This is a genomic window from Marivita hallyeonensis, from assembly GCF_900129875.1.
Taxonomy (GTDB): Bacteria; Pseudomonadota; Alphaproteobacteria; order Rhodobacterales; family Rhodobacteraceae; genus Marivita; species Marivita hallyeonensis.
In genome coordinates this window covers 24,069-40,255 of the sequence record NZ_FQXC01000012.1, presented here as the reverse complement: position 1 = coordinate 40,255, position 16,187 = coordinate 24,069, and the positions used below count along the sequence as shown (strand labels likewise).

The window sequence follows — 16,187 nt, the reverse complement described above, 5'->3', positions numbered from 1 at the left end:
GTGGAGCGAGTATGATTGGCACGAGGACAAAGACTGGGACCCGTTCGCTAAGATACATGGCCTCATCTGATCAGGCGGAGTTTTTCACCGGTATCGGTCGTTTTTGTCACGTCGCCCAACTGCAGAAAACCAATGCCTTACCCCTGTCAAAACCCTGACTACTCCGTCCCCTTCGACGGCGGGGCTGTGAGGATGGCGTTGTGTTCGTCGCTGTCGAGGATGGCGTAGATGCTCGAGACAACTTTCCAGTCGAGATGCCCGTGCCGGCGGATGATCGAGTAGACCGGGTAGGGTTTGCGCGGGGTCTCGACATTGCGCTGGATGGGCCGGGCGACATGGGTCGAGCCGATCGTGTCGGCATCCAGAAACCGCGCCTCGACGATGGTGCGCACCACGTCGATCACGCCCGCGTCCCGGTGGTAGCGTCGGACCTCATCGAAGACGGCACGCAGGGCCTCCATGTCCTTGATCACCCGGCGGCCCTCGGACGTCTCGATCACATGCGGCACGCCGAAACAGGCACCAAAGCCGTCGAAATCCCCGTTGATGAGCGCCTTGCCCGTCTTGAACAGCAACTCATCCGCGATCTCTTCTGCGGCGGAATCCTGGGACATGCGGCGCACTCTCTACTCTTCTGCTACTCTCACTGTGGGATGAAAGCCGGCCGAGTGTAGACCGTCTCTCCCCGTTTGCCATTACAGCAATTCCTTACCTTTTGTCCTCCGCGATCATCGCAATCATCTCGAACATCACCGCCGCCGCCGTGAGCGCGGTGATCTGGTTGCGGCTGTCCTTGGTGGGCATCATGCAGACCACGTCACCGCCGACGATGTTCAGCCCCCGCGCGGCGTGCAGGAGGCCCACCGCCTCGTCGATATCGAAGCCCTTCTCCCCGGGTTCGAGGTTCGACACCCCCGGCGCGACGGTCGGGTCGAGGCAGTCGAGATCGAAGGTGATATAGACGGGCCGCCCCGCCAGCACCTCGCGCGCCTGCGCCACCACATCCGCGAGACCCCGCTGGCGAAACTCCTTCATGGTGACGACATTGTAGCCATAGTCATAAGACGGCTGCAGCCAGTCGAGCGTGCGGGGATGGCCCCTGAGCCCGATCTGCATCGAGGTGGTCGGGTCCACCTGACCCTGATCCGCCAGATACGCCCCCCAATGCGCCGCGGACTTCTTCGCGCCAAGGAAATGGTCCACCTTGGTGAACACATCCGTATGCGCGTCGAGATGCAGGAAACTGATCGGCTCCCCACCCGCGATCTTGCCGCGCCCCAGCGCCTGCACGATGCCCCCTGTGATCGAATGGTCGCCCCCAACCGACACCGGCCGCGCCCCCGCCGCGTCGATCCGTTCGTAAAACGCGGTGATGTCCGCGATGCAGGCCTCGTTGTCATTGGCCCGTGGCAGAGGCACATCGCCCACATCGACAATTCTGGCCGCCGACCACGGGTCGATCCCGAAGCCTCCATGCACCCGCCGCTGAACGCTCGAGACATTGCGCAAGGCCCGCGGCCCCAGATGCTGATCGCGCTCGGTGGTACCGTTGCCCGTCGAATGCGGCACACCGACAAGGGCGATATCCGCCCCCTCGGGGCCTTCGTTGGGACAGCGAAACAGCGTCGGGATCCCCCACCAGTAGAGGTTCTCCATCATCGAGGTCTGGTAGGGGTCTGACATGGCGTGGGCCTTTTTGTGGATGGATCACAGCCACCCTAGCGGCGAAACCCGGCCCCGAACACTCGGAGCCTGTAGGGGGCGTGCCAAAACACGCACCCCAACCGTCTCACGCCACCGCAAACGGGTCGTCGATCACGCCAACAAGCTGGAAAGTGAAAGAGGTATCGCCATCTGTCCCATTTGCATCCGCCGCCGCGTCGGCGATCAGCGCCTGCGCCTGCGCCAGACCCGCATCGCGATCATCAAGCGTATAGGCGTCCATCACATCCTCGGCATCCTCGACATCGTTCAGGCCGTTGATAAGCGCAAAGGACACGCCGATGTCGCCCTTGTCCTCGATCGTGCGGACATCGTCCGGAGACCCGGTATCCGCCCGCGCGCCTTCGATCAGCGCCAGCATGAATTCGGGGCGTGAGACATTGCCCGCCTCCAGATTGCTCACCCAGAATGTCTTGCCTGCTTCGTCCGGCTCGCGTTCGAGGAAGTTCTGGTAGGCCAGGTCGACAAATTCGGCCGCCGTCAGGTTGGGTGGCATCTTTTCCTGCGTCTCGGGCTGGTCAAAGAACAGCTTCGCGATCTCTTGCAGGGTCACGCCATTGTTCAAGGACGTGCCCCAGAAGAGCAATCCACCGGCATCCGGGGCACGGTCGAAATAGGCGACGTAAAGCTCAGCCAGCAACTGCAGCTGGTCGGCATCAAGCTGTGCCGCGCCGTCAATGACACTGAGGTTGAGCGTGCCATCATCCAACGCCACGAATTCCACGCCATTGAGGAAATCGGTGCCACTCGACACATCGGTCTTGTCGGTCGCATCGACCCCGTCGCGTGAAAAGACGAAGTTGAAATCGTTGAAATCCCCCTCGATCACAGCTGTATCGGTCCCTGCCCCGCCGAGAATCACGTCGCTGCCATCATCGCCGGTGATGGTGTCATCTCCCGCTCCGGCATCGACGAAATCATCGTTATCTCCCAGCGTGAAGACCTCACTGGTGTCATCCCCGATCAGAAACGCCACATTGTCATCCGACCCGTTCGAGGGCAACAGATCCGCCGGGATCAATACCCCGTCGATCACATGCACAAAGCCGTTTGCGGCGGTGATGTCGGTGGCGATGATATTGGCGTTGGGCAGGTCGGGTTCCGCATCGACAAGGCTGGTGCCGTCAACCGTCAAATCAGCCCCGAGCAGCGTCTCGATCGTGGTCGATCCCAGCACCGCCTCCGCGTCGAGCGCCCCCGGCGCCACGTGATAGAGCAGAATGTCGGTCAAAAGCGGTACCGGATCTCCACCCCGGCTCAGAAGGGTCACCGCCTGCACGATGTAGTCAAAGGCCGCAGCCTCATCGGTGCCCTGAAAGCCAAGCTCCTGCGCAGCGGCGAGGAATGCCGCGTCGTTGGGCGCGAAAGCGGTGAGATTGCTGTCGGGATTGTCCAGCGCCGCAGTCAGACCCGCCGCCGTCAGCGCGTTCAGCAAAAGGTCAAAATCCCCCGGATTGGTATCGAAATCACCGCTGCCTGCAACGATCTCGGTGATGGTATCGACATCGTTGTCCAGGACATTGATCGGCACCAGCACCCGGTCGATGCCCTGAATGATGCCATTATCCGCCGCAATATCGGGGGCCACAACCACCGGGTCGATGAAATCGGGTTCCCCGTCCACCAGCGCACCAGCCGACGGCGTGATGGTGGCCCCGTCAAACAACGTGGAAATGCTGCTGCTGGCGTTGATCTGTGCCTCTGTCTGTACCCCAGCCGACACGTGATACAGCAACACTTCGTTCAGAAGCGGCACCAGATCGTCATTGGGGTCAATCGTCTCGAGCGTTTGTGCGATGAAGCCCAGAACCGCGGTCTCGTCCGCCGTGTCCCCGTCAAACCCCAGATCCACGGCCAGCCGGGTGAAGGCGGCATCGGTGGGGGCAAAGACGGTGATGTCGGTGGCGTCACGCACCGTGCTGGTCAAGTCCGCGGCGTTCAGCGCGCCCACCAGAATGTTGAAATCATCCGATCCGGCGGCAATATCGACAATGTTCATGAGGTCGTCTCCCTGTTGCTGTCACAAGGGCTACGGTCGCGATGCAACAGCGGATGCGCGTCTGGCGAAAACGTGAGGCGCATGTCATCGCCAGATCCAGCGAAGTGCGCGGGCTGTCGCCGATCGATATGCTGATGCGCATGAAACCGCGCTTTCTTCTGCACATCGGCGCCAACAAGACCGGCACCTCGTCGATCCAGCGCATGTTGGTAGACAATGCGCCCGCCCTCGACCGCGCGGGCTGGGTCTACCCGGATTTCCACCTGCAGCACTGTGCCCATCACGCGCTGGCCTATGCGCTGGCGGGGCATCCGACGCGGGGGCTGCCCGAAGGCTGGCGCGGGGCGTTCACGAAAACCACCGCCGACCCGTCCAAGGCCTACGTGATCTCGTCCGAGCTCTTCTTCCGCAACGTGCCGCCCCGGGCCGCCGCGCAGCTTTTTCCGCCGGGGCAGACCCGCATCGTTCTCTACCTGCGCGAACACCTGAGCTACCTTGCCAGCTGGTACGCGCAGGCGGTGCAGGAACGGAACCTGACCGCGAGTTTCGACGACTACATCCGCCTCTTTCCGCAGGCCTTCGACACCTTCCTCAAACGCTGGGAGGCTGTCTATGGCGCGGATGCCATCACGCTGCGCCCGTTCCGCCGCGACGCCTTCCCGGGCGGCGATATCCGGCAGGACTTCCTCGCGCAGATGGGCGGCGTGGACGGTATTGCCATGCCCGCTGCCGACAGCAACCTGACGATCTCGGGGAACCTTCTGTTCTTCAAGCGGCTGCTCAATCACGTGATGACCTACGAAGAGGCCCATGCCCACCCGATCCCCGATGAATTCGGCGCCTATGCAGAGCTGACCGAGAGTTTTCGCGGCCGGTTCGAGACCGGCCCGGAGACCGCCGCGCTGGTCTCGAACCTCTTCGCCAAAGACCGCGCCGCCCTGCAGGCCCGCGGCCTCGACCTCGGCCCGGTGCCGGACCGGGTCAACGGCCACCCCTGCCCCAACCACGACACCCTGCAAACCGAGGTGTCCCTCATCGCCCGGGTCGCCGAAGAGACCGGCAAAGCCTTCCTCCCCTACGCAAGACGCCTGCCCGTCTGGCCCCACTGACCCTCAAAGCTCGTCCGCCAGATGCAGGTCGAACTCCACGGGTGTGAACCACAGCGCGGCGTCGTCACGCCCCAGAATGACGACCGCCCGCGCCAGGGGGCAATGCAGTCTCTGATCGCGGTCGATCTGTGTGAAAAACGCCCGCACCTCTGAAACTCCCCGATTTGGGGGGAGGCTCCGCCCCCGGGTCTTCTCTGTTTCAAAAATACCTCGGAGGGTTTGGGAGGCTGGCCTCCCAACCGTTTCCGGAACCGGAAACGCCCGGATGCGGTGACGCATCCGCCGCCTTTCACCGACAGGGCAGCGCGCCCGCCAGATGCACCCAAGCCACCCGTTCGTCCGCGTGATACTGCGCTTCGGGGACCACCGCGTCCGGGGTCTCCAGAAGGGCCGCATAGAAATGCGTCTCGTTCGGATAGCGATCGGTCCGGAAATAGAGCGGCGAGCCGCAGGTGCCGCAGAAACCGCGCTCCACGCCCGGGCTGCTTTGATGGCTCCGCAGCGTCGCGCCGGTCATCTGCCAGCGCCCGTTCTCCTGCCCGATCCATGTCGTCATGGCCGAGGCCGTTGCCCGGCGGCAGCTTTCGCAATGGCAATGGCCCACCCAGTTATGCGGCCCTGTCAGCGTGAACGCGCAAGCCCCGCACAGGCAGTGGCCGCGCAGCACCGTTCCGACCGTCTCCGACATCTCCCCGTCTCCCCTGCAGCTTCATCACCTCGATAGATCACCGCACGGAAATCGCAAAGCGCCGTAACCCTTCGTTAACCTTGATGAAGGCAAATGATCCGGATGGCCGCTGACCCGAAAGTCCCACCCGATGCAGATCCATGTTCCTGACCCCGGACACCACGCGCTCTCTCTCCGGGGCCGTCTCCTTGGGGACAGCCTGCGCACCCATCTGCAGCGGCGGGGCGACACCGTGCTTCCGCCGGTGCCACGCCAGACCGGGACGCGCGCGGTGCAGGACACGCTCACCCTGGCCGCGCTGCCGCCCCGGCCGCATGCGCCACCGACCGCCTCGCTTGGCCTGGGCCTGCCCGGGGCGCTGCAGCACGGCCCGGTGACGCTGCTGCTGACGCAGTCGCTTTCGGCAGAGTTAGAGACGTTTGGTGGCCCGGACGCGTGGTCCGCCGCGGGCACGCTGCCTCTGGTTCTGCAAGGCTACACACGGGCGATCCTGACCGATCGCGCGGATGTGGCGGCGTCGGTGGGGTTTGCGCCCTGGATCCCGCTTGCCCTTGCGGATCGCTTCCCGGTCGAGGTGCCGGTGCCAACGGTGGCGCCGGACACACCGCCCCGGCTGCTGATCTTCGATCACGGCGCCCCGGCAGGTCAGGCCGAGGTGCTGCGCCGCAGCCTGCACACCCGCGACCTGCCGCTGCGCGTCGTCACGCAGGACAACGACCCCACCGCCACAAGCCCGGGGCTGGTCGCCGATCTGCACCTGCACCTGGGCTATGGCCCGGGGCGGGCGGTGGCCGGGCTGTCACCGGTCGACAGCCTGCTGTCGGGGGCCTACACGCTGATCCTTCCGGCGGCGGGCCTTGGCGCGGGCAAGACCCTGCGCACACTCTGTACCGGGCGGTCCTACGGCGATCTCGCCCCCAACCTGTCAGAGCTGGAGGCGCGCGCCGCTGCGATGCTGGACCGCCTGCAGGCCATCCGCAGCGCGGGCGAACGCCAGAATCCCGAGATCGCCCGCTTTGCCGCCGCCAACGCCGCGGCCCGCGCCGCCGATTACGCCCGGTTCGACGCGGTGCTCGACGCGGTGCCCGCACCGGGCCTGCCCGCGCAGGACGCCGCCTGATGCGGCTGGCCTGGGTCTGTCCGATCTCGGCGCGCACCGGGGTCGGCACCTATGCGCAATCGGTGCTGCGCGCGCTGACCCGCCGCAAGGGGCTCGAGGTGGTGGTGCTGCACCCGCCCTGCCCGGCGGAGGAGCGGCTCGAGATGCCCTGCCCCACCCTGCCCCTGTCGGACGCGCTGGTGGCCTCGGACCTGCCCGCGCTCTTCGACCTGATGCTCTACCATCTGGGCAACAACGACCGTCACCACGGGCTGATCCTGCGGGCGCTGATGGCGCATCCCGGGCCGGTGGTCCTGCACGACCATGTCTACCAGCACATGCTGGCGGGGCTGCACCATGACGGGCGCGCGCCCGCGCCGGGGTTCGGCGCACTGATCCACGCGGTCTCCGGCGCGTCGGGCTTCGATTACCTCTCGGCCAGCGGGGTCCTGCGCGCCTCAAGGGCCGTATCCTACGTGCCGTGGGAAAGCAGCTGGGCGGCACAGGTGCCGCTTTCGGACGTGCTGGCGCGGCTGGCCACAGGTGTGATCACACATTCCGACTTTGCCGCCGCCGCGATGGGAGACGGCTACCCCGGATCGGCCACAACGCTTTTCATGCCGCGCCCCGACGTGCCGGTGGACCCGCCGGACCGCAGCCCCGGCCCGGGAACCCGGCTGCGGCTGGCGGCAACCGGCCATATCGGCCCGACCAAGGGGCTGGAACTGCTGATCGATGCGCTCGCCAGCGCGCCGGATCTGGCCGACCGCTACAGCGTCACCATCGCGGGCCATTCGGGCGATGCCGCCTACATGCAGGGGCTGGAGACCCGCGTCGCTGCGCAGGGGCTGGACAAAAATGTGCGCCTCGTACCCGACCCGGATGCGGCCGGTTTCCGCGCCGTCATGCAGGAGGCCGATCTCTTCCTCAACCTGCGCCGCCCCAACACCGAAGGGGCGTCGCTGTCGCTGGCCGAGCAACTGGCGAGCGGGCGTCCCGTGATCGTGCAGAATTCCGGCTGTTTCGCCGAGATGCCCGCCACCTGCGGCTGGCACCTGCCCACCGGGGCCACGGCAGGCGATCTGGCCGCAACGCTGCAGGAGATCGCGCGGGATCCAAGTGTGATCACAAAACGCGGGCGCGCCGCTGCCCGCTACATGACCAAGCGCAGCGCGACCGTCTACGCCGACAAGCTGGCCAGCTTCCTCTATGCCGGGCAGGCCCGTCTGGCCCGCCGGGCCGACGCGATCCGGACACGCACGCTGTCGCCCGATACGCAGGATGGCGACTGGCACAGCACCTATATCCAGGTGCGCGGCCTGATGTCGGGCATCCTTGCAGGGCGCGGCCTGCTGCCACCCGATCTCTGGGCCTATCCCGACGGGGATATCGGCCAATATGTGGCTCTGAACCTGCTCAATACGCCCGTGTCCGACCCCGCAACCTTCGCGCGTGCGCTACAACAGGGCGGACCGCTCCCCGCCACCCGCCGGCTGGGGCTTTTGCGTCAGCTTCTGGCCCGCGCCTGCGCCACGCCGGGCGATACCGGGCACCACATCTCGGATCTGGCGCTGCCGGTCACCGACCCGGCGCTCTGGACGGCGCTGCTGTGCCTGCCATCCGACACCGCCCTGCCGATGGCGCTGCAGGCGCTTGGCCAACGCACGAACCCCGACGCGCAGGCACAGCTGACCCGGCTGGCCGCGCGCAACGGCACCGGCGCGACGCTGCTCACCTATCTCGACGGGCGGGGGGATCCGGTGATGAACCATCCCGACATGGCCGCCATCCACCGGCTGCTGCAGGACCCGGACGGGCCGCGCCTGACGCTCCTGCCGCCGCTCGCTCCAGAGGCGGATCTGGTGCAGATCGCCGCGAAACCGCAAGCACAGGCCCTACAGCTTTCAGGCTTCCACCCGCCGGATCCTGCGGGGATCTGGACGGCGGATCCCAAGGCCACCCTGCGCACGGTGATCGCGGCGGATCATCCCGTGACCCGGCTGTCGGGGGCCGCCTCCCTGCTCGAAGCGGCGCTGGCACAGGCTGCACAGACCGTCACGGTAGAGACCACCGAAGAGACCACCGGCCGCAGCGCCCGCTGGAGCGACACCCGCCCCCAGGGCGGGGATCCAAGCTTTGACTGGGTCCTCCCCCTGCCCCGCTTCACCGGCCCGGTGCGGATCGATCTGACCTTGCCCGCCTGTTACAGCCCGCACGCGCTTGGCGTATCGCCGGATCCGCGCCCCCTGGGAATACTGCTCCGCTCTCTCCGCCTGGAAAGCGCCCCCGCTCAGCTGGAGGCGGCGGAATAGCGCAAGCCGGGCACCGCCAGACCGGGGGATGGCGATCCCCCTCAGAACAAAGCACTTTATGCCAGCCAAACCCGCAAGCAGATCGAAAGTCGCGCGCAGGGCAGCCAAATCGCCAGCCCGCTGGGCCGGTCTGGCGATGCCCGGCGCCTTCGGCGCGCATCGGGCCGGGCAAGAACCCCCCGAACTCACGCAAGCACCCGTAGGGTGGGTTTCCAACCCACCAGCACCCCTACGCCAACTTCCGCGCCAGCCGCTTGGTCATCCAGCGCCGCCAATAGGCCTTGTAAAGCAACCGCCGCAGGCTCTTCCGCCGCCGGTGCCTGTGCTTGCGCCGACCCGCCTCGAGGCTCGAAGTGCCCACCGCGCGCCCGCGTTGCGTGATCACACGCGGGTCACAGGCGTAGCTGTCGAATTGCAGGATCGCATCGGGCCAGTCCGAGGGCTGCACGACGGGGCCGTTGCGAAACGCCAGATGCGCCGCAACCTCGCGCGACACCATGTAGCCGGTCGCCAGAAACGGCGGCAACGCCACGCGGAAGGCCTGCACGCCACCGGGCAGGATCAGCCGGTCGCGCACCCGCACATAGGTGTTCTTGTGGTCGAACAGCAAAAGCCCGCAGGGCGGATTGACCAGCGCCGGCCCCAGATCGAAGAACGGCAGCGACGGGTCGGCATCGTCCTCCAGAACGATGGCGGACGGCGCATCCCCGGCGGCGATGCGCTCGTAGATGCCGCGATGCGACAGGGCGCAGGCGAACTCGCCATCCGACATCGGCCGCCCCATCCGCGCCTCCGCACCGGCGCGGTCCACCCGCGGCTCATACGCCTTGGGCAGACGCTCGCGCCCGTCGATGCCCCAGAAGATCTCGTAGTCCAGCCCACGCGCCTCCAGCGCCTCCACCAGCGGGGCGAACCGCTGCGCGCCCTTGAGGCTGAGGATGTAGATCGGAGGAAACTCCATCAGGCGCAGGCCTTTGTGGTCAGAGTGGCATCACCGGCCCCGCGGCGGGGTCCGCACGCGACCCTAAAGCGGAAGACCCACTGCCTCAAGCACCGCCGGTAAAACCTTGCTGACGCCCGCACGGCGCAGACCCTCGGGCGGCAGAGCGAATTTTTGTCGCGGGGCGCGGCAAAGCACTCTACCCAAGGTTGTAATTCGAGGAGAAACACCCATCCTCTCCCCATGGCCACCCTGCCCCATATCACCGTGCTCATGGGCACCCGGAACGGGGCCGCCTATCTGCCCCAGCAACTGGCAAGCCTGAGCGCGCAGGATCATGCCGACTGGTCCCTCTGGGTCAGCGATGACGGCTCCTCGGACGCCACCCGGTGCCAGATCCGGGCCTTCGCCGAAACCCAGCCCAATCCGGTGCTGCTTCTGCCCGGTCCGCAGCGCGGCCTGACCGCCAATTACCTGAGCCTGCTCTGCCATCCCGATCTGCCCCCCGGCCCGGTCGCCTTTGCCGATCAGGACGATCTCTGGCTGCCCACCCATCTGACCCGCGGACTGACTGCGCTGGTGCGTGAACCCGGCCCCGGCCAGGCTTATGTCGCGCGGCGGATGGTGCTGCGCGCCGGGCGCACCCCGCGCCTGATCCCGCACCGGCTGCACCGCACCCCGGGCTTCCGCAACGCGCTGGTGGAATGTCTGACGCCGGGCAGCGGGTTGATCCTCGATGCCGCCGCCACCCGCTTTGCCCGGCAGATTGGACCGGTCAAGGTGCCCTTCTGGGACTGGTGGCTCTACCTGATCCTGACCGGGGCAGAGATGCGGATCCTGCACGACACCTATCCCGGCATTCTCTACCGCGCCCATGCCAGCAACCAGCTTGGTCCACGCGTCGGATCCCGCGCCGCGCTGTGGCGTGTGCTCAGGTTGATGGACGGCACCTATCGCGACTGGGTAAATGCGAATCTGGCAGCGTTAGAGCCACATATCGGCCATCTCACCCCAAAGACGCAGACCATCCTGCAGCCTCTCCTGCCGCTTCCTCCGGGCTCCCGCTTGCGCGCCCTCAGCGCCTACCGCCAATGGCCCCGCGACCGGCTCGCCCTGTGGCTGGCGGGGTAGATGCCGGGCTGACACCCGCCTGATACACCGCAAGCGCCACGTCGAGATCGTCGAACATCTCGAGCCGTCCCTCCCGGAGCACTGCCCCCGCCGTACAGATCTCGCGCAGCTGTGCGGGCGCGTGGCTCACCACCACCGCGCCCGCCTGCCCCAGCCGCGCGCGCAGAAGCGCCGATGTTTCGCGGCGAAACGCGGCGTCGCCCACCGCCGTGACCTCGTCCACCAGATACATGTCGAAGGGAATGCCCATCGACAGCGCAAAGCCCAGCCGCGCCCGCATGCCCGAGGAATAGCGCCGGACCGGCTGACCCATCGCCCGGTCGAGCCCCGACACGTCGCGCACGAAGGACAGAAGCGCGCCGCTGTCCACGCCATAGACCCGCGCCACGAAGCGCGTGTTCTGCGCGCCGGTCAGATCGGGATGGAACGCGCCCGCGAACCCCACGGGCCAGGACACCGTGCCCTGTCGCACCACCCGGCCCGCATCCGGGCGCAGCGTGCCCGCGATCATCGCCAGAAGCGACGACTTGCCCGCCCCGTTGGCCCCCAGAAGCGCGGTGGCCCGCCCCCTTGGGAACACCGCCGAGACACCCTGCGCCACCGGCGCCCCGCCGGGAAAGCGTTTCCAGACGTCCTGCAAGACGATCATCCGCGCCGGTCCAGCGCCGCGTAGACCGACAGCGCCGCCAGCGCCCAAAGCAGCGCTGCGAACCCTGCCACCAGTGCCAACAGGCGCGCGCGCTGCGGGTATTCCGCCGTCTCGGGCAGGGTGGGCGCCTGCCATGCGGCAAGGTAACGGCTCTGCCGCCGCGCTTCGGCCTGGGCCAGATCATAGGCCCCGCGCGCCGCCGCATAGGCGCGTTCGGCGAAATCGCGATCGGCCACCAGCGCCTCGTAGGCGCCCACCACATCGGCAAAGGCCGCGCCGTCCCCTTCCAGCCCCAGCTTGGCCCGTTCCGCCGCGATCCGCGCCTCGATCACCGCCACCCGGCGCGCGCCCTGTTCCAGCCGCGGGTCATCGGCGCGGGTCGCCTCGCGCAACAGATCAAGCGCAATCAGCGCCTCGGCCAGTTGCGCCTGCAACGTGCCCAGAAGCCCCGCCTGCGCCTGCAGGTCCATCGCCGGATCGACCAGCTGATGGCGGTTGCGGAACAGCGTCACCTCGGCCCGCGCGAGGCGCAGCCGGGTCTCCGCCGCCTCAAGCTCCGCCGCCGCATCGCGCACCGCATCGGCCTGCGCCACATCGCTCATCTCGTTGATGAGCGCGGTGGCCCGCGCGACGATCCCGTCCGCGATCCGCTGCGCGTCGTCCGGCGCAAAGGCGGTCACGCGCAGCTCGATCAACCCGGCAAGACTGTCATAGGACACCTGCACCCGGCGCGGCCAATAGGCATGCAACGCCTCCAGAGATCCGTCGGCATCGAAGGCAAAAACAGGGTCTGTTTCGCCACGAAACGCCTTTGTGCCCGGTATCGACCAAAGCGCCGACAGGCCAAGACCGGCCTCCAGTTCCGCCACCAGCCGGCGCGAGCCGAGATACTCGTACAGGATATCGGTGTCGCGCGAACTGGCCCCCGACAGGCCCGCCAGACCGCCCAGCATCTCCACCGCCGCGCCGGTCTCTTCGCGGCGCACGGCAAAGCCCGCTTCCGACGCGTACTGGTCCGCCGCGCGGGCCCAGAGATACCAGGCGCTCAGAAGCACGGGCAGCAGCACGCAGACAAGACCCGAGAGCAGCAACGCCACGTGACGCATGCGCCAGCGGGCGGATGGCGCGGGCAGGCGGGTGACCGGCAGGACCGGGTCAGACGTGCCGTGGAACGGGGCGGTCGGGTCAGATGGGATTGATTTTACGAGAGTCATTAAGTAGATTTTCCCGCATAGCGTGTTTCCCTTGATCGGACACTCCCATGACCGACCCACCCGCACGCTTGAGCCGCCACACCGCGCGACCCACCCTGTGGCGCGCGGTGTGTGCGTTGATGCTGCGCGAAATGGCGACAAGCCATGGCCGGGTCCCGGGGGGATATCTCTGGGCCGTGGCAGAGCCGCTGTTCGGCATTGCGCTTTTGTCGGCGATCTTTGCCATCGGCTTTCAGGCCCCGTCGCTCGGCACCAGTTTCCCGCTCTTCTACGCCACCGGGCTTCTGCCCTTCCTCGCGTTTTCCGATATCACGAACAAGCTGGCGCAGGCGCTGACCTTCTCGCGACCTTTGTTCGCCTACCCCGCCGTTGGCGTGATGGACGCGATTTTGGCGCGGTTCCTCTTGGCGGCGGGCACGCAGATCGCCGTCGCGGCACTGCTTCTGGGCGGCATCCTGTTTCTCAGCGAAACACGCGCGACACCGGATATCGCCACGCTGGCGCAGGCCGCGGGGTGTCTCATGGTGCTGAGCCTCGGGACGGGGATGCTCAACTGCCTTCTGATCGGCCTTCTGCCGCTCTGGCAGCGGATCTGGGCCATCGCCATGCGCCCGATGTTCCTGATCTCGGGCGTGTTCTTCGTGTTCGAGGCCGTCCCCCTGCCCTGGCGGGATCTGTTGGGGTGGAACCCGCTGATCCACATCGTCGGCCTCGTGCGGCGCGGGCTGTATCCGGGCTATGACGCCGGTTACGTGAGCGTGCCTTACGTTCTGGCGCTGGGGCTGGGTGCGGCGCTGCTGGCGGGGATCGGGCTCCTGCGTTGGCACAGGGACATTCTGAGCGATCTGTGACCCGCCCGAGAAATAGGTCCGAAACGGACCCAATGTTTCGCGTGCGAAACAATAGGACCGATCCGGACCTAATTTGGTCCCCCGAACCGTCACGCGCCCGCCCGCCTCCAGAACAGGGGTCGCGGCGAAACAGAGCCTGTATCTTCCCGTATCGCCGGCCAATCCGGCAATCCGCGCAGCGCCGCCAGAAGCCGGTCGAGATCGGCACTGCCATCTTTTCGCAGCGCAACGACCTGCCCGTTCTCCGCCGCCCGCAGCGCGTCGCCCTGCCCGCCCAGATCGAAGCCGAGACAGGGCAACCCGGTCGCCAGCGATTCCTGCGTGACATAGGAAAAGGTCTCGGGCCAGAGCGACGGGATCAGCCAGCCACCGATCCCGTGCCGCGCCACCAGATGCGGCAGGTCATCGAGCCGGTAGCCACCCAGCACCGTCACCGAACGGGGCAAGGCGCAATCGGGCGCCACCTCTCCCAGCACGACAATCCGCGCCTCCCCGGTGCGGGCAAAGACCCGCGCCAGATCGGTCACCACCTGCGCACCCTTCTGCGCGTTGAGATTGCCCGGCACACCGATCACCGGACGTCCCGCCGGGGCCGGGGTCAGCGGCGGCACCGGACCAAGCGGCCCGTGCGGGCGCAGGCGGATCTTGTGGGCAAGGTCGGGATGACACGCGGCCACGATATGGCGCGACGCCTCGGAGAACACCGTCAGATGCTCCGCCCGGTCGAGCGCCGGACGCCAGAGCGCCTGCCAGTCCGCCTCCGCTTCGCTGCGAAACGTGTAATCGCGATTCACGGGGAAGTAATCGTGGAACAGGATCTCGAGCCCCTGCCCTCCGGCGCACAGATCAAGCAGACGGAACGGCAACCCTTCGGGCGCCGGATCACCGACCCCGCAGACATACGCGACATCCCGCGGACCACCCAGACGGATCAGCTGCAGGATATCGGCGAACCGGTCAGTCGCGCCCCGTGTCACCCCGGCAGGGCTGTGCAGTTCAAGCTGCCAGCGCAGCGGGCCGCCGACCCGCAGCACCACGGCCAGGTCATGCGACGCCAGCCGCTGCGCCAGCCAGCGCTCCGTCCCGCCGCCAAGGCTGTGGGCGAGGTAGACGGGCAGGAGCGCACCCTTGCACCGGATCTTGGCCCAGATCAGTCCGGCGCGCAGACGGTCACCGGCCAGCGGGTCACAGGACAGGGTTTGGGCCACATCAGTGTCGAATCTCGGCCAGCGCTGCGACAGGATGCGGCCCGCACGGACCCGCAGGTCCTGACGCGCGCGGCGGCCGAAACTCGCGGCGCCGACATGGCCGACGAACAGCCCGGTCTGGCACACATGTTGACCGCCCAAGGCGCGGGTGCGCTGGCACCAGTCCACCTCTTCGCCGTAGCCGCGCCCGAAGCTTTCGTCGAAGCGCGGCACCTCGGCCAGCCAATGCGGAGACAGCGCCATGCAGAAGCCGGTGCCGGTGGGCAGGGCGGGCAGGCAGCTGTGCCGCGCGTAAGGGGCCAGCGCCGCATCCACCGCGTCGACCTCCCCGTTTCGCAGCGCAACACCGGTGCTCATATGCGGCACCGACATCAGTTCGCCCTCGTTGGAGAGCGGTGTGACGCTGGCCACCAGCCCGTCGGCCAGAATCGGCGCGACAAGGCGCGAGGCCCAGCCGTCTGGCAGCGTGATATCGGAGTTGAGGAGCACCACCGGCCCATCGAACCCGCCAAGCTGATCGAGCGCGGCGTTGACCGATCCGGCGAAGCCTTTCGGGCGGTCATGGCGGATCAGCGTCGCACTCTGCCGCGCGGCGACCCAGCGCTCCAGCATCGGGCGCAGGCTGGGATCGGTAGAGCCGTCCTCGACGATCACAAGCTGCCAGAGCAGATCGGTCGTACGATCGATCCGGGCAAGACAGCGGGTGACGTGATGGGTCGCATTGTGCACCGGCAGGATCAGGGCGATGGGCGTGGCCAGCGACCGGAGCGACGCCCGCTCCGGCGGCAGGTGCAGGGGTGGGGCAGGCGGATCGGAGGCAAGGCCCAGCCGCCGCACCGCCCGGGCGCGGATATGCGGATCGCGGGACCGTGGCAAAAGCGGCAGCACCTTCAGCGCGCGCAGGCACAGCCGGGGCCAGAGCGCGGCATGCGCCCGGATCAGGCGGGGCAGGGGCAGGGCGGGCAGGATCTCGGCCTCGAGCGGTTGTTTTCGCAGCGAAACGCGCGTCTCGGCCCCGGGCGCAAAGGGCAGGGACCCGGTTTCCGACCGCGCGCCACCGTGTTCGAGCACCACATCGCCCGCATCGATACAGACCCGCCCCTGCCGCAGCCAGAGCGTCATCTCGGGATGGCCGACAAAGCGGACCGCGCCCAAGGGCACCCGCAAATGGTGCAGGACATAGCGGCGATAGAGGGGCCGCAGGCGAAGGAACATGGGCACACCCCTTTTCCGGACGTCAGAACGGCGGAAAGGATGGCTTAAAG

General features: G+C 67.3%; 14 protein-coding genes. 5 read left to right on the top strand and 9 right to left on the bottom strand.

The annotated features are described in order from the left end of the window. Positions 1 to 158: 158 nt before the first annotated feature. The 3 genes from BUA42_RS20480 to BUA42_RS20470 all read right to left on the bottom strand — a co-directional run bounded on the left by BUA42_RS20480 (position 159) and on the right by BUA42_RS20470 (position 3,721). Entirely contained in the window at positions 159 to 614 is a 456-nt protein-coding gene (locus BUA42_RS20480; RefSeq protein WP_072780210.1) for a hypothetical protein, read from the bottom strand. Between the two features lie 94 nt (positions 615 to 708). Continuing rightward, the gene (locus BUA42_RS20475; protein ID WP_072780209.1) at positions 709 to 1,683 is read right to left on the bottom strand and encodes an arginase family protein; all 975 of its coding nucleotides are present in this window, start codon (positions 1,681 to 1,683) and stop codon (positions 709 to 711) included. Positions 1,684 to 1,789: 106 nt separating this feature from the next. After that, positions 1,790 to 3,721, bottom strand: coding sequence for a fasciclin domain-containing protein (locus BUA42_RS20470; RefSeq protein ID WP_072780208.1), 1,932 nt, complete (start codon positions 3,719 to 3,721; stop codon positions 1,790 to 1,792). Between the two features lie 53 nt (positions 3,722 to 3,774). Here BUA42_RS20470 and BUA42_RS20465 point away from each other — a divergent pair, with 53 nt between their 5' ends. Then, complete coding sequence (locus BUA42_RS20465; protein WP_072780207.1) at positions 3,775 to 4,830, top strand: hypothetical protein; 1,056 nt, start codon at positions 3,775 to 3,777, stop codon at positions 4,828 to 4,830. A gap of 3 nt (positions 4,831 to 4,833) precedes the next feature. Here the strand turns inward: BUA42_RS20465 and BUA42_RS21280 are convergent, their stop codons facing one another. Together BUA42_RS21280 and BUA42_RS20460 are read right to left on the bottom strand one after the other, a co-directional pair. Beyond that, a complete protein-coding gene (locus BUA42_RS21280; RefSeq protein WP_178346943.1) occupies positions 4,834 to 4,977 on the bottom strand; it encodes a hypothetical protein in 144 nt (47 codons plus the stop codon). A gap of 142 nt (positions 4,978 to 5,119) precedes the next feature. Further along, positions 5,120 to 5,518, bottom strand: a complete 399-nt coding sequence (locus BUA42_RS20460; RefSeq protein WP_084066325.1) for a GFA family protein — start codon at positions 5,516 to 5,518, stop codon at positions 5,120 to 5,122. A 271-nt stretch (positions 5,519 to 5,789) separates the two neighbouring features. Between BUA42_RS20460 and BUA42_RS20455 the strand changes: the two genes are divergently transcribed. Then, entirely contained in the window at positions 5,790 to 6,638 is an 849-nt protein-coding gene (locus tag BUA42_RS20455; protein ID WP_143152768.1) for a hypothetical protein, read from the top strand. Then, positions 6,638 to 8,929, top strand: coding sequence for a glycosyltransferase family 4 protein (locus tag BUA42_RS20450; RefSeq protein WP_072780205.1), 2,292 nt, complete (start codon positions 6,638 to 6,640; stop codon positions 8,927 to 8,929). Before BUA42_RS20455 ends, BUA42_RS20450 begins: the two co-directional genes overlap by 1 nt. A 229-nt stretch (positions 8,930 to 9,158) precedes the next feature. Here the strand turns inward: BUA42_RS20450 and BUA42_RS20445 are convergent, their stop codons facing one another. Further along, positions 9,159 to 9,890, bottom strand: a complete 732-nt coding sequence (locus BUA42_RS20445) for a glycosyltransferase family 25 protein (protein WP_072780204.1) — start codon at positions 9,888 to 9,890, stop codon at positions 9,159 to 9,161. 252 nt (positions 9,891 to 10,142) lie between these two features. Here BUA42_RS20445 and BUA42_RS20440 point away from each other — a divergent pair, with 252 nt between their 5' ends. Continuing rightward, complete coding sequence (locus tag BUA42_RS20440) at positions 10,143 to 11,000, top strand: glycosyltransferase (protein WP_178346942.1); 858 nt, start codon at positions 10,143 to 10,145, stop codon at positions 10,998 to 11,000. Here the strand turns inward: BUA42_RS20440 and BUA42_RS20435 are convergent. Both BUA42_RS20435 and BUA42_RS20430 read right to left on the bottom strand, forming a co-directional pair. Continuing rightward, a complete protein-coding gene (locus BUA42_RS20435; protein ID WP_072780202.1) occupies positions 10,945 to 11,649 on the bottom strand; it encodes an ABC transporter ATP-binding protein in 705 nt (234 codons plus the stop codon). The genes BUA42_RS20440 and BUA42_RS20435 overlap by 56 nt on opposite strands. Further along, the gene (locus BUA42_RS20430) at positions 11,646 to 12,863 is read right to left on the bottom strand and encodes a KpsE/RkpR family capsule polysaccharide export protein (RefSeq protein ID WP_245819084.1); all 1,218 of its coding nucleotides are present in this window, start codon (positions 12,861 to 12,863) and stop codon (positions 11,646 to 11,648) included. The genes BUA42_RS20435 and BUA42_RS20430 overlap by 4 nt, the downstream gene beginning before the upstream one ends. Before the next feature lie 47 nt (positions 12,864 to 12,910). On the opposite strand from BUA42_RS20430, the gene BUA42_RS20425 reads away from it, so the two are divergent. Continuing rightward, on the top strand, positions 12,911 to 13,714 hold the full coding sequence (locus BUA42_RS20425) for an ABC transporter permease (RefSeq protein ID WP_084066324.1): 804 nt from the start codon (positions 12,911 to 12,913) through the stop codon (positions 13,712 to 13,714). Positions 13,715 to 13,803: 89 nt separating this feature from the next. Here the strand turns inward: BUA42_RS20425 and BUA42_RS20420 are convergent, their stop codons facing one another. Beyond that, a complete protein-coding gene (locus BUA42_RS20420) occupies positions 13,804 to 16,137 on the bottom strand; it encodes a glycosyltransferase (protein ID WP_072780201.1) in 2,334 nt (777 codons plus the stop codon). Between the last annotated feature and the right edge of the window lie 50 nt (positions 16,138 to 16,187).